The organism is Vibrio sp. SCSIO 43009 (genome assembly GCF_023716525.1).
Classification (GTDB): Bacteria; Pseudomonadota; Gammaproteobacteria; order Enterobacterales; family Vibrionaceae; genus Vibrio; species Vibrio alginolyticus.
Window position 1 is genome coordinate 1392123 of sequence record NZ_CP071843.1, and the last position, 13366, is coordinate 1405488.

Below are 13366 nucleotides of genomic sequence, written 5' to 3' on the forward strand. Positions count from 1 at the left end.
CTCACTAAAAACACAAAGAGCCAAGTTAGGTCACTTGACTCATTGATAGTATTCCTATTGATTATGGTTCACAACTAAAAAGTTATAAATCTCTGATTTCAGGTTTGCATCGTTATTGCATTTATCAAAACGTCTTTAGAGAACGAGTGTAATTGGTGGTGAGTTATCGATAAAAAATATCGCCCTTATCAACATCTAAGTAGATCTTATTCTCTTGCTCCAAACCGCCACAATAGATGAAGTAAACGTTGCGCTTTTTGAACGTCACAGAACGCACCCAACCCCCGAGCTCCTCAAAATCACTCGGATCACAGGTTTCATCGTCTAACAATTGCTGTGTTTTCTTACGGAAAATATCCAAGTGAACTTTTAAATCATCCGACTTCTGTAGGTATTCATCCAATATCTCTAAGCGCTCTTGCTCTTTAATAACTGGCTCTGCATCCGATAACCCTTCAGCATTCAACCATTCGGCTTTTTCTTCTCCACCCTCTTCATAGACAAGATAGCCGGAGATTCGGTACCACCCATCTACTTTTTCTAACACCGATACTTTTTCTCCCTTATAGAGCGTATCGACAACTAAAGCATTAAGGTTAGGCTTGTTGTAAACATTGACACGACGCTCAATAACGTAGTACTCGGTAACTTCCGGGGGAGCGGCTTCTAAATCCAGAATCGGTTTGGATGTTTCTTTTTGCAGTGACGATTGCTCGACTTGTGTAGCCTTTGGTGCTTCAGGTTCATCTTTCTGCATAAAGAAGAAATAGTATCCAGCCCCCGCTCCGCCGAGCAACAGCATGACAATCAATGCGACGAGAATTTTCTTCATGCCCTTTTCCTTTTCATTCTTTATTCTTATCCCACCAGCAGCACGCATGTCGTAGAAATTTGGGTATATACTCAAAAGAGCAGGTCAACTAACGCGAGCAATAATGATCAACAGACTCAATTGGATACTACTATTTCTTCTGTTCCCGATAACGGGGCACGCCAATATTCAATGTAACCCATCGTCGTGGAATGACAATCTTACCCAATTCAATCGTTTAGAGTCCAATTACAATCAGCATGTTGAGGTATTCAATACACTTTTAACCGAACATAAACAGCGTCAGTTATTGTCCGAAACCTTTTCACTGCATGAGCTCGTGCTACTTTGGCGTGCCAAGTCGAACCAAAATGTGTTCAAAGCGCAATTAAAAGCATCGATTCAATACAAAGAAGAGCTCACAACTAAAGCGAATCAGCTGCTTAAATTGAGCACACAATCCCAATAGTCAGCAAATGGGTGGGAGATACTGGCCCAGAAGTGCCGCGAGTCAAACAAAACAGCCAATCAAATAACTGCGGAATGGTATAACACCAACGCTTTGGAACTTGCTGAAGATTACAAGCGCCTCTCTTCACAATATCAAACTCTGTCACAAGTCTATGATAAAGAAGCCCGAGCGCTTCAATACGCTCAAGATGTTTCGAAGTAAAAACAGAGCCAGTTTTGAATAGACGATGTTGGTTTTTCACTCCAATATTGGACGTTATTCGTGCTTTTTATCTTTCCTTAGTCGTGAACGATATCAAATGTAAATAATGGGATTGTTCCCTTTGACAAACTTGACTAAACCATGACCAAGACAATCAATTTATAGAGACATACGTCACATTAATGCTTTACTTATGGACATTTTTTGGTTAGTTTAGCCATTAATAAAATTTAATAAAAAGTCACATTTGGCTGGAGATGATGCTACAAACATGGTTATCAGTCGATTAAGTAACAGGGAATGTCCTAATGCTACCAAAGCCAAGTTTTTGTCAGTAGTTAGGCACGTAAAAGAGTTCGGTTCAATCAGTGATTTGGATCTTTGTAAAATCTTCGGAGAAACAATATGGAGTGATGGGAGGGAATACCATTCAGCCGCGTTCTCATTCAAGGTTGATAGATACACAGGTAACTGTGAAATCTCACAATACAAAAACCAATAAGGCTTAAGAATTTATTAAGCGGAGTCAGGAAACGGACTCCGCTTTTTTGATCATGGCAATCGTAAAGTCGTGCTCGGAGTATCCCTCAATCAATCGTGTATTCGGACACAGCAACCGACAATAGCGAAAGACACCTTCTTTATTGTGCGACGCTAACATTTTCATGCTGGGTAGTTTGGATTCATCCAACAAGTTAAACACACAACCTTTCTCTGTCGCTCGGTACATTTTATCAATCATTTCAATGGTATGATTTGGGTTGGTGGATTGATAGTTCAATGATCCGGAAGCAAAAACAAAGTCGCAACGAGGCAATACCAACGTTGAAAAGTCGCCACATATAAACTTACTTTGCGTACGAAAATCTCGTTTTCTGGCTTCAGAGATAAATTGTTTTTGCTGATCAATGCCAATATAGCTTTGAGGAAGCCCCCCCGTAAGTTCGATAAACGCTAACAAGTCTCCGTAGCCGCACCCAATATCTAAAATACTTGAACCGTCTAACGTTAACCCTCGGCACAACGCCTCAAAACGGCTGATCTGACTATACTTATCTGCCCATCCCAGAGCTCGGGCTCTGTCTTTACCAAACTGTCTATATCGCTTTCGATGATAGTGGGCAATCTTAAGTCTATCGAAAAATTTCATCTTTCTTATGCATAAATCGGCAAACTGCCATTTCCTTTCACTTGTCTAATCGCCAGGTGGGTATGAATATCTTTCACATTTTCTAATCGCTGTAACTTTCTAGTAAATGTTTCATAACCAGCGAGATCTTTACTGACCACCTCTAACAGGTAATCATAGGCCCCTGATACGACATGGCATGAGATCACTTCATCCATCTCAACAACGGCATGTTCAAACTCATCAATCGAAGAAGCTTGGTGGTTATTTAAACTCACTTCAACAAATACAGTCATCGCGATGCCTACAGTGTCTCTGGACACAATAGCTCGATAACCACTTATTACACCTTCCTGCTCCAAACGCTTAATGCGTCTTGCACAAGGTGATGCCGATAGCCCTACTTGGTCAGCAAGTTCTGCAGTTGTCAGAGTGGCATCCTTCTGCATTAGGTTGATAAGTTGCCTGTCAATTTTATCCATTCATTCTTCCGTGCCTTTAATCACTAACAATTAACACTTATACGCAATTTATCACTAACATCAAGCCTAATTACGTCAAACTTTGCCTCCCTTTGGCAAGAGTTTTATTCAACAATTAACACATCATTTACAAATGGACATGTCGATAATGATCTTGGGATACGCAGCTATATTAACGACCTTACTGCTTTGGTCTGGTTTCTTTATTTCTTTAAAAGGGGGCGCAATTTCTGCCTTGCAGCCAGCCGATATCGCGTTAGTTCGCTTTCTCATCCCAAGTATAATTTTATTACCATTTGTGATTAAGCATAAACAGTCGCTGCGCGTCGTGCCTAAACGCTACCTGGTTGGTGTTGTGGTTGGAAGCGGCCTTCCCTATCTTCTGGTCGTCGGAACGGCTATGCATTTCGCTCCCGTGGCGCACGGCAGTGCATTAGTACCTGGCACTTTGCCATTGTTTGTTTCTGCTATCGCGGTACTTTGTTATCAACAGTCGCTGAGTGCTCACCGCTTAATCGGGCTTTCTACGGTGTTGTTAGGGATTTTCGTATTCCTTCTTTCTAATAGCGGCGCAGAGTACAACTGGTCTCAATTACAAGGGCATATCCTGTTTCTAACTGGCAGCATCATGTGGGCTGCTTTCACCATCAGCGCTCGTGTCGCCAATCTTAATGCACACGTCTGTGCAGGATTCGTTGCAATCGCGTCTTTGGCTCTGCTCATCATCGCCGTTGGTTTCGGGTGGGTAGACAGTTATTTGGTGGTAACACCGTTCAGCCAGTGGCCATGGGAGGAGTTATTTGGCCACGCGATGCTACAAGGTGTTGGCGCAGGTTTAATCGCTTCTTTCACTTTCATTTATGCAATTAGGATCATCGGTGCCGAAGCCAGCGCAGCTTTTGGTTCATTAACTCCAGTCGTCGCGACACTTCTTGCCGTTCCAATTTTTGGTGAACAACCAGATTCTCTCACTTGGTTAGCGCTGATGTTGGTCACATGCGGCAGTATTGTGGCAAGCCAAATCTTTATGAAAGGTGGAATGAACCAAACTTATCGCCCACCACTTCACAGATAGCGATGATTTTACAAAAACTTATGCCTTACTATCTTGAATAACAAAATGGCGTTTTGATAGCCTCAGCTTAACTAAAAATTAAAACGCCAATGTGATGCCAGCCACTCATAGTAAAGATGAACTGCATAGGTTTCTCAAACCGGGAATGAAACTTTCTACTAATTTCGAATTTGGGCCTAAGGATCAATATACGTATTCCACCACCTATCTTGGGATGAAAGAAAATGCTTATTTGATTCTTGATATACCAATGCGTTTGCTTGAAGAGCAAGTGATGAGGAAACTCCCCAACGCCGATGTCATCGTGCGTGGTGTATCAGATACGGAGTTAGGCCATGTCATTGCGTTTAAGTCCAGCGTGCTGACGACGACCGTTCGACCATCCCCCCTTTTGTTTATCCGCATTCCAGGAACATTTGCAACCAAACCAGTTCGGGAACATGAGCGTTACAAGTTGCAAATGGACTGTAACGTTATTCATGCAGGGAATGTCTACGACGGTAGCCTTATCGATTTCTCTCTAGCAGGTGTTGGTATATCAACCTTGATTGAGCCCGAATTCAACGTGGGTGAGAGTGTTACCATCGAATGCCCGTTAAGCCACTATATCGGAGAAGAAAATCGATGTGTCATTGCCAACATTAAGAAATTGGTGAAGGGATGGGTAGTTGGAATTAAGTTTGCCAGTCCCATTGAGATGACTCACGAACTAAAAACAGAGTTACTGGAGCAATCCTTTCTAACCAGTAACGTCTGAACTTACTGCTCGCTAAAGCGCGTCGCCTCAAAGCTGTTGAGTATTCTGTGAACCGTATAGGTCACAAGCAGCGTCGCAACAATAGCAAACAAAATACTGCTCACGCGATACAGCGCACTGAACATTAAGTCACCATCCGGAGTAAGATATTGGCCGAACAAAATGCCTAATGTGGTTAAACCGCCAAATCCGGCTCCCGAACCGCTAGACTCTTTCACGTGCATATAACTGAACATCATTGCACCAATCCAAAGCAATGGGACGATAAACAATAAGGTATCCGACCAATCGTATAATACAAGTTGTCCGACAACACCAAAGGTCACCCCCATCAAGGTCCCCATTGCTCTTTTTCGCGCATACCCTAAAGCACCGTTCCAATGCATAGGAAACAATAAAAGTAAGGTTGTCGCCTGAGCAGACATAGAGTCACTGAGGTCAAATAGCTGGAATACAAGGAAAGACATTGTAGCGATACTCGCCCCCATAAGGGCTTCATGACGCATGCGATGACTCTGTTTAGGCTGCGACGGTTTCGCTGGTGGCTGACGAGGTTCCGCATCGGGAATCAAAAATGTCACCACATAAGCAACGATCACTGAAATAACATTCGCTTGCAGATTGCTAAATATTAGGTCATTTAAGTCAGTGGTTGGATAACTCGCAAAATGCAGCATGATGCTTAAGCTCAGTACGCTGTTCGCTCCAAATAAGAATAAGCTCCCTTTTGACATACAGGCGAATTTATACAGAAACAACCCGAATGCAATGATTGTCATCATGCCAGGGTGCCCACCAAATACCCCACCAAGCACACCAACTTCTAATCCACACACAACCGCTGAAAAAATCAGTTGTCGTGCGGCATGTAGACTCATGACTGGCACCATTCCAAGTAACAACATCGGGGTTACAGTAAAGAATACGCCATAGTTCCAACCAAATACTTTACATAAAGTGAAACCAATAGTCGCACCAGTTGCAATGCGCAAACACTGACGGAAGTCGTTTTCCGACATGGGGTGGTCCCATAACTTCATATCGCCTCCTCGTTAATAAATATAATGAAGAAGACTCAAGAATTGGATCTGGCATCTCGCTAACCAGCCAGATAATGCGTTTTCTGGCAACAACTGCACGGTTGCTCGTGCCCCTGCTGGAAATGCACGCTGCTGAGGCTCATCGATAGCTAAATGTAAACGTAAGCGCTGCGCGTCTCTCACCCAACGGTTTGAGTCAGTTGGTGTTGCTAAGCGACCATCCGCATCGAACTGACCCGAGCTGACCCCGGCATCCACACTCGTAATACGAGCTTCAAATACATCACCAGGCAAGCTATCAAAAGCCACTAACGCACGGCTGTTCTGATTAAAGTGTCGTAAACTCTTTTCACGAAAGTCGGCAATGATATCCACGTCATCGGAGACTAAAGCGACAAGAGGTGTACCAGCTGCCGCATAGGCCCCCGTCTCCAGCTGCAAGTTAGCGACAACGCCATCATGTTCCGCCGAGACTTGAGTGTAAGACAGATTAAGTTCCGCTTGTTTTAGCTGGTTTTGCGCCACGCGGATATTCACATTCGTCGCGCCTAAATCACCGCGGTTTACTTCCAACTCTTTTAAACGAGCACGTGCGGCCAGTAAGTTCGCTTTAGCTGCCGTTGCGCTGCTCTGTGCGTCATCGCGCTGTTGTTGCGAAGTACCATTACGGTGAAACAGGGTATTAAGACGTTTCGCTTCGCGAACTTTTTGTTCCGCCACGATTTTGCTCGCTTCAACGTCTGCTTTTGCCGCCGCAATAGAAGCATCAAGTTGTTCGTTGTTTTGAATCACACGCTCAAGGTTAAGTTGAGCCTTTTCTACGGCGAGCTGATAAGGCTGGGGATCAATCTGAAATAGTAGATCGCCTTGGCTTATTTCTTGGTTGTTGGCAACATAAAGATGCGTAATCTGCCCACTCACACGGGGGGCCACTTTAGTTACCACACGCGTTGCCATTGCCTGAGGCGTCAACGGCATGGCGAGATCTGCAACTAGAAAATAGGCAAAGACAAGGACAAACGCGACGCAAGAATATTTGATCCAACGTGCGAATTTTTGATCTGGAGTCATAGGCGTTTACTTCTCTTTTTATTCGGTTTTCTGACTTATTCGCTAAGTGAATCAAGCGCATTGTGAGCAATCTGATCAAGAATCAATGAAAGCTGCTGAAGTTCCTGGTCGTTGATGTCCGTTAGGAGCTTGCTTCGAACTTGAAGAATTCGAGCCTCCATTTGCTTTAGTAGGGTTTTCCCCTCTTCTGTGAGGCTAACAATACGTGCTCGCTTATCGTGTTCACAGCAATGGCGAACGATCAGAGATTGCTCTTCTAATAATTTTAATGTTCGCATCAACGACGCTAACTCGATCTCAAGCGCTTCAGCCAAATGCTTCTGACTGATGTTGTCACCCATTCGATAAAGCTTCCATAACGCAGTCCAACGCGGATACGTTAGGTTTAAAGGCTCTAACTCGCGATCTGCAACCATTTTCCACAAACGAGCAACACGAGATAATTTTTCAGCCAGAGAAAGGTCTCGCAAACTGTTGATGTCTTGAATCATAAGATCTACTCAATTACTTAGCGTGCTAAGTAATATAAAATAGTTAGCACGCTAAGTAAATATCTTTTTGTGATTGAAATCACGTTGGGTGTGTCAGTGAAGGGGCAGAAATCTAAGTAACACAACACTATGTTTGAACTTGAAATGCAGCGATGTACACAACAAACGTCGAGACCAATAAAGTCTGATTTGTATAAGAGTAAAAGGGTCAGATACAAAAAAGCACAACCCACAGTCATGGTGTTGTGCTTTTCAGATAATGAATAATTGGGTTATCTCGTAGTGAGCCAATTATTCATGTTCGCTCGACTAAGAACCGCTGTTTAAAATCCACAAATGCTTCATGGAGCGCATTTTCTTTAATCGGCTTGAGAAGCACGTAATTCGCACCCGATTCCATAAAGGCGTCACTGGTTTCTTTCGCGGTGTCAGCAGTACACGCATAAATTGGCGTGCCTAGTTTTAGCTTTTGTCGGATCTCTTTGGTCGTTTCAATTCCACCAAGATGCGGAAGTTGGTTGTCCATCAGTATCAAATCGTAAGTATGATCTTTTAAGAATTCCATTGCTTCTAACCCATCTTTCGCCCAATCAACCTGCATTTTGTACTTGTTACAAAACGCTTTTAGAATGAATGCGTTAGTATGGTTATCCTCTACCAACAACACTTTGAGACTCTCTGCAAATAGTTCACCTGGCTTAACTCGCAAACTCGAATCAAGAGGGGTGAGTACTCGCTCACGATCTTTCACTGGCATTGTAATGACAAAAGTCGTTCCTAAGCCTTTCTGACTGCGGACTTGAACATCACCTTCCAGCATGTCGACAAGGCTCTTCACAATGGTCAGCCCTAAGCCACTACCACCGTATTCTCGAGTCGTTGTTGCTTCTTCTTGAACAAAAGGTTCGAACATTTGGTCGAGTTTGTCAGACTCGATGCCGATACCTGTATCCGTAATTTCCACGACCAGCACGCTATTGTCAGCACCATAGAACTGCTCCAGTTCCGCATGCAAGCGCACGCTACCCGAGGGCGTAAACTTCACAGAATTACTGACTAGGTTGAATAAAATTTGGTTCAGACGAACTTGGTCAGTAAAGATTTCAACATTGGGATCTATTTTGTTTTCAATGACAAGGTTGACGCCTTTACTTTCACAAATAGGACGATAAATGTTTTCTAACGTTCGAATTGTATCAGTGAAAGAAAACGGGTGCTTTTGGATATTAAACTTACCCTGCTCAATCTTCGAAAAGTCCAAAATATCATTCAAAACAGCAAGTAAGTGCTCACCACTATGCCGAAGTACGTCAATTTGGTTATTCTGCTCTTCTGTTTCCACAGAGTCTTTTAGCAATTGAGCAACCCCTAAAATTCCATTGATTGGCGTTCGGATCTCATGGCTCATTTTAGCCAGAAAGTCGGCACGGGCTTGAGCAGATTTTTCTGCTTCTTTGCGCGCCAAGTTACTCTGTTTTTCCGCCTCAATAAGCGTGGTTATATCCTGACCTTGAACAATAATACCGCTAATATCTCCATCAACTCGAATCGGCGATAAGTTCCAGCGATATACTTTGTCTCCAATTGGCACATTAACGCCTGTCAACGTAGCTCCCTGAGCCGCCATGCGAAGGTGTGGCATCAACTTTTCTTTGAAACCTTTGAACACTGGGTGCATGGTTTCAACATCGTTTTCCATGACTAACTCTTTGCGTGCTGCCGGATTGATTTGGACAAGTACACCCGATTCAGACCACACCATAATAGGTGATAACGCAAAGTTAAACAGGTCGCGGAAAGACCGCTTTTGTGCTTCAAGCTCTTCAAAAGTGTTTTCTAGTGTCGAACCAATATGATCGAATTCCTCAATATCTGACCCCTCAAAACGCTCAAATCCTTTTTCTTCACGAGCCGAGCGGGTATATGCCATCAGGGATCCTAACTCTTCAACTACACGATTCTCGATCCATTCTTTAGTCATTAGCGCAATCATGACCATACCGATAACTGAGGCTAGCATTGCTAGCAGGTGTTGGATTTGCAATGTCACCACGCTCTGATTGTCTTGCACAGTAAGCAAGCACAAGTCAGTCTCGGCGGCATTTACCTCAATAGGGGTTTTGATGATCAATAATTGGTCAAGCTTGTGCTGGGACTCTCGTCGTTTGAGTACGTCAAATATTTGATAAGCCTCATCTCCTACTAATGAACTTGCCAATGGTGTGTTGTTAGCGACCAACACAACATTGTCGACGTTGCCTTCATTTTTTAACCTTTCCATCAACCCAAAGTTATTATCTAAAACAACAACATTGTAAGAGTACCCCATCACTTCACCGGTTTTAGGTTGTAAAACGGGTACGCGACGAAGTAACAGATGGCGAGTTCCCATCGGGGTCTGTGAGGGTAGATAATACCAGTTGTTGCTAAAGGTCACTTGACTGGCAAGTCGGCTAAGTATCAGGTTGTTGATGCCATAGAAATGCGCGTTGCCATCGTCCCAAATAATACCTTGATGATCGGTTAGGAAACGAAACTCCGGTGTATGGGAAGGATCACTCTGGTCAATACTCATGAAAAAGTAATTGAGTGCCTCTTCATCACGTTCTGTATAAAAATCCAATACAACATCACTTTTCGAATTGCTGTTGTGATGAATCTGAATCGCTGCAAAATGGCTATCAAAAATGTTCAGGATCAGGGCAGAGGTCTGCTGCTTGGTTCGGTCGACTTCCTGCCAAATAATCTGCTTCGAGAAGTAATAACTCTGAACAAAGATGCCTAGAATGATCGGAGCAAGTACGAGAATAATTATTTTGGTAATAAGCGTCGACAGTGAGCGACGCTTTCTTGTTTTTGATGTAGTTGTCATCAATTATCTGAGTATCTAAATGCACGTTTTCTTAATGCTTCAATTCTTTCTGGAGAGTCCGATTTGGTAACGACTTCAAAATCACCAGAGTAAACGGTGGGAACTGGCTTTCCTTCTAAATCCCACTTAATGGCCTCAGCCATTGCAATACCTGTATCATCGTTCATACGCATAACGGTAACGTCTAACTCCCCTTTAGAAAGCGCCTCTAACTCTGCTGAACCGCCGCCCCAACCATTGATCATGACATCATCACGACCTAACTCTTTAAGAGCGTCAACAGCACCTAATGCTACATCGGTAGAACACGCGTAAATGAAGTCAACGTCCGGATACTTCTCCAAACTGGCTTTTGCAGCTTCATACCCAGATTGCTTTGTTGCTTTGGTGTAGTAAGCAGATTGTAGTTCAAATTGATTATCGCGGTTCACTTGGTTGATAAAAGTGTTGCCTCTGATGTCACTAATGTAGCCCTCTGAGAAGTAGAGAACACTATAGTGGCTATGTTTAGGGAAACGCTTGCCAAACTCAACGGCCAATTCACGACTTCCTTCTGCGTGGTCGAAACCAACATAAAGAAACGGCTGATGATGTTCCCAATCCCTAACAGGTGTGGTGATATTTTGTAAAATTAACTTGGTTTTCTTTGAATCTAAGACATGCTCAACAAACTTACGATGTCTTGTGGTATCTAGAGTAAAGATCAAGTAATCGGAGTTGCTTTTCAGCGCCTCCATTAAAGACAAACTTTGCTGCTTTATATCTGCATTAGGACGAGTAAACACTTGATTTAGTTGATAGTCGATATCAAGCTTATCTAGGCGTTTTTCAAACGCATCGATGTTTCGAATCCAATAATCAGAGATCTGCTGCCCTGGATAAACAACAGAAATTTTCAGTGGACGCTTTTTGTCTTTTGCTACGGGTACAGGGGTTTCTCTTACCACTTCAGCCAACGCACTAGTTAACTGCTTCTGTTGTGGAAACTGGTCTAAAAACTCTTGATATGCCCAATACCCATTAAGAACTTGGGTGGCCTGCACATTCGGCGCAAAAGCGGCCATTGAAATCAGGGAGAATACTAACGCTTTTTTCATCTACTGCTCTTTTAGCTTTTTTATGAGCCTAATTCAGCTCTATTCATTACCTAGCCGAGTCATCCTATACTCTTGTAATCTACCTTCCTCTTAGTGCCTGTTTCAATAGTAAATTAGTTCTTGGTCTGAGTGGATGCAAATGAAAGTACATTGAGTCGCTTCCTTTGTCTCGATAACGTAGAGACATTTCGCGCTTTTCATATTCAGGCCCTTTAAACAGAACACCAGCCCATTATGCGTCAGTTTATTCCTACATGGTACTCCAAAAACAAAAAGAAACCGCCAATGTGACATAGGCGGTTTCCGTGTATCTTTGCGTAGCAAGGGCTTATCAGAGTGCCACTATCTCTAACATCATTTGTTGATGTTCGTCGACGACAATATTTGCTTTTGACATAACGAGCAGCTCTTTTTTCGCTTTAGTTAGTTGCTTAATATAGTACTCTGCTCGCATGGCAAGCGTCTTTGACTCAAAATCCGATGACCATTCCAATATCAAAGGGCCTTTTCCCTTCAAAGCTTTAGCTCCTTTTCCGGTTTGGTGCTGATTGAATCTTCGTTCAACATCATTGGTAACACCACAATACAACGCGTTGCGGTTATTTCGTATCAGGTAGACACTCCAACGCTGCGTTGTATTTTCCATCATGAAAGCAGTGACTCAACCTTAGCTTTTAATTCATCCAGCTCTTCTTTCAGCTGAGCGACTTCGAGCTCTAGCTGACTTACTCGATCGGAGCTCGATCTTGCAGCAGACACAGGCGCTGCAAGTTCGGACGCATCAACATCACCACAGAACAAATGCATATAACGCGACTCCCGCTTACCAGCCTCACGTGGTAATTTGACCACTAATGGTCCTTTCTCTTCGCTTGCTAAATGCTCAAGGACCGTTTCCACTTCTTTTACATCATGAAATGTCGCGAGACGATTAGTACGAGTACGAATTTCCCCAGGTGTTTGAGCACCGCGCAAAAGCATACAGCATACAATGCCTTTCTCCTGCTCTGTCAGCTTTAAATCACCAAATTCCGTATTACAGAAACGGTGTTGATACTTGCTGACGCGGCTGTTGAACGCACTTTCGTCACTGACGAGCCTGCGCTCAATAAGAGCATCAACGGCATCGAGAACGTCTGACTCAGAGAGTGACATCACGGGATCACGGTTGCTTTTTTGATTACACGCGTTGGTTAATGCGTTTAGGCTGAGGGGGTAAAGATCTGGGGTAGTGACTTCTTTTTCGATCAAGCAACCAATAACTCGTGCTTCAATTGCCGTTAGCTCAACTTTCATAATGCATTTCCTTATTATTTTTGCATTTGACTTTGTACCTAAATCGCTTCGAAATCATACGCCATAAATTCACACAGCAGTGCAAGAAGCGTTAGCGGTTCAGGTGTTGGTGTCAGGCTAAAGCATAGCGTAAGACCTGACACCCCTTACGAATAGGGTCAGGTATCAATGCTCCGAGAGAATCGGCACTCTCGTCAAATTGCCATCTTGGTCGACCATCATTATTTTTGAACGATTAAGCTCAACTTCGATGATTTCGAGTTGCTCGCGAGCGTTAATATACGCCGTTTTTAACTTTTCAGCCACAGAGCGAGTGACTTGCTCATTATCTTGACTATTTACTTGCTCCGCAGTGTTACCAGAGTCCATATCAAGTTCATCATTTTGCATTCAATGGTGTTGATAATATAGTGAAGGCCACGTTATGACAATGAATCGATGGATTCTACGATGTTGGCCAAAACTCGAAGAAAGCAGCACGATTATATGGACACAGTGCAATTGGTTGAGAAATGTTCAACTCTGCATTGCTATTGATCTAAAGACTGTTATGCCACTGGATGTTGTGCTTT

At 43.3% G+C, this 13366-nt stretch carries 13 protein-coding genes and 1 pseudogene; 3 read left to right on the forward strand and 11 right to left on the reverse strand.

Features of this window, described 5'->3' with window-relative positions; translation table 11 throughout:
- Positions 1–163: 163 nt before the first annotated feature.
- Entirely contained in the window at positions 164–832 is a 669-nt protein-coding gene (locus tag J4N43_RS21655; protein WP_005373574.1) for an SH3 domain-containing protein, read from the reverse strand.
- A 103-nt stretch (positions 833–935) separates the two neighbouring features.
- On the opposite strand from J4N43_RS21655, the pseudogene J4N43_RS21660 reads away from it, so the two are divergent.
- Positions 936–1484: pseudogene (locus J4N43_RS21660) on the forward strand (ATPase).
- Positions 1485–2010: 526 nt separating this feature from the next.
- Here J4N43_RS21660 and J4N43_RS21665 read toward each other — a convergent pair.
- Together J4N43_RS21665 and J4N43_RS21670 are read right to left on the reverse strand one after the other, a co-directional pair.
- Complete coding sequence (locus J4N43_RS21665) at positions 2011–2634, reverse strand: class I SAM-dependent methyltransferase (protein WP_053349262.1); 624 nt, start codon at positions 2632–2634, stop codon at positions 2011–2013.
- Positions 2635–2639: 5 nt separating this feature from the next.
- Positions 2640–3095 carry an Lrp/AsnC family transcriptional regulator gene (locus tag J4N43_RS21670; protein WP_005373581.1) on the reverse strand — a complete coding sequence of 152 codons (456 nt, stop codon included), beginning with the start codon at positions 3093–3095 and terminating at the stop codon, positions 2640–2642.
- 148 nt (positions 3096–3243) lie between these two features.
- Between J4N43_RS21670 and J4N43_RS21675 the strand changes: the two genes are divergently transcribed.
- Positions 3244–4170: a DMT family transporter gene (locus J4N43_RS21675; protein ID WP_053307237.1), complete on the forward strand. Its 927-nt coding sequence runs from the start codon at positions 3244–3246 to the stop codon at positions 4168–4170.
- Between the two features lie 94 nt (positions 4171–4264).
- The gene (locus tag J4N43_RS21680) at positions 4265–4927 is read left to right on the forward strand and encodes a flagellar brake protein (protein ID WP_053349263.1); all 663 of its coding nucleotides are present in this window, start codon (positions 4265–4267) and stop codon (positions 4925–4927) included.
- A gap of 2 nt (positions 4928–4929) precedes the next feature.
- Here the strand turns inward: J4N43_RS21680 and J4N43_RS21685 are convergent, their stop codons facing one another.
- The 8 genes from J4N43_RS21685 to J4N43_RS21720 form a co-directional block, all read right to left on the reverse strand.
- Entirely contained in the window at positions 4930–5967 is a 1038-nt protein-coding gene (locus J4N43_RS21685; protein ID WP_053349264.1) for a DUF2955 domain-containing protein, read from the reverse strand.
- Positions 5968–5979: 12 nt separating this feature from the next.
- Complete coding sequence (locus J4N43_RS21690) at positions 5980–7038, reverse strand: HlyD family secretion protein (RefSeq protein ID WP_005373588.1); 1059 nt, start codon at positions 7036–7038, stop codon at positions 5980–5982.
- Positions 7039–7073: 35 nt separating this feature from the next.
- Complete coding sequence (slyA, locus tag J4N43_RS21695) at positions 7074–7529, reverse strand: transcriptional regulator SlyA (RefSeq protein WP_017635177.1); 456 nt, start codon at positions 7527–7529, stop codon at positions 7074–7076.
- A gap of 295 nt (positions 7530–7824) precedes the next feature.
- On the reverse strand, positions 7825–10401 hold the full coding sequence (gene luxQ / locus J4N43_RS21700) for a quorum-sensing autoinducer 2 sensor kinase/phosphatase LuxQ (RefSeq protein ID WP_017635176.1): 2577 nt from the start codon (positions 10399–10401) through the stop codon (positions 7825–7827).
- Entirely contained in the window at positions 10401–11498 is a 1098-nt protein-coding gene (locus tag J4N43_RS21705) for an autoinducer 2-binding periplasmic protein LuxP (RefSeq protein ID WP_005385634.1), read from the reverse strand. Before J4N43_RS21705 ends, luxQ begins: the two co-directional genes overlap by 1 nt.
- A 331-nt stretch (positions 11499–11829) precedes the next feature.
- Entirely contained in the window at positions 11830–12147 is a 318-nt protein-coding gene (locus J4N43_RS21710) for a GIY-YIG nuclease family protein (RefSeq protein WP_053349265.1), read from the reverse strand.
- Positions 12144–12794: a YceH family protein gene (locus tag J4N43_RS21715; RefSeq protein WP_053349266.1), complete on the reverse strand. Its 651-nt coding sequence runs from the start codon at positions 12792–12794 to the stop codon at positions 12144–12146. Before J4N43_RS21715 ends, J4N43_RS21710 begins: the two co-directional genes overlap by 4 nt.
- 165 nt (positions 12795–12959) lie before the next feature.
- Entirely contained in the window at positions 12960–13184 is a 225-nt protein-coding gene (locus J4N43_RS21720; protein ID WP_005385630.1) for a hypothetical protein, read from the reverse strand.
- Positions 13185–13366: the final 182 nt, after the last annotated feature.

Coding starts and splice junctions, on each gene's coding strand:
- J4N43_RS21655 (WP_005373574.1), bottom strand. CDS start 832: ATGAAGAAAATTCTCGTCGCATTGATTGTCATGCTGTTGCTCGGCGGA.
- J4N43_RS21665 (WP_053349262.1), bottom strand. CDS start 2,634: ATGAAATTTTTCGATAGACTTAAGATTGCCCACTATCATCGAAAGCGA.
- J4N43_RS21670 (WP_005373581.1), bottom strand. CDS start 3,095: ATGGATAAAATTGACAGGCAACTTATCAACCTAATGCAGAAGGATGCC.
- J4N43_RS21675 (WP_053307237.1), top strand. CDS start 3,244: ATGATCTTGGGATACGCAGCTATATTAACGACCTTACTGCTTTGGTCT.
- J4N43_RS21680 (WP_053349263.1), top strand. CDS start 4,265: ATGCCAGCCACTCATAGTAAAGATGAACTGCATAGGTTTCTCAAACCG.
- J4N43_RS21685 (WP_053349264.1), bottom strand. CDS start 5,967: ATGAAGTTATGGGACCACCCCATGTCGGAAAACGACTTCCGTCAGTGT.
- J4N43_RS21690 (WP_005373588.1), bottom strand. CDS start 7,038: ATGACTCCAGATCAAAAATTCGCACGTTGGATCAAATATTCTTGCGTC.
- slyA (WP_017635177.1), bottom strand. CDS start 7,529: ATGATTCAAGACATCAACAGTTTGCGAGACCTTTCTCTGGCTGAAAAA.
- luxQ (WP_017635176.1), bottom strand. CDS start 10,401: ATGACAACTACATCAAAAACAAGAAAGCGTCGCTCACTGTCGACGCTT.
- J4N43_RS21705 (WP_005385634.1), bottom strand. CDS start 11,498: ATGAAAAAAGCGTTAGTATTCTCCCTGATTTCAATGGCCGCTTTTGCG.
- J4N43_RS21710 (WP_053349265.1), bottom strand. CDS start 12,147: ATGATGGAAAATACAACGCAGCGTTGGAGTGTCTACCTGATACGAAAT.
- J4N43_RS21715 (WP_053349266.1), bottom strand. CDS start 12,794: ATGAAAGTTGAGCTAACGGCAATTGAAGCACGAGTTATTGGTTGCTTG.
- J4N43_RS21720 (WP_005385630.1), bottom strand. CDS start 13,184: ATGCAAAATGATGAACTTGATATGGACTCTGGTAACACTGCGGAGCAA.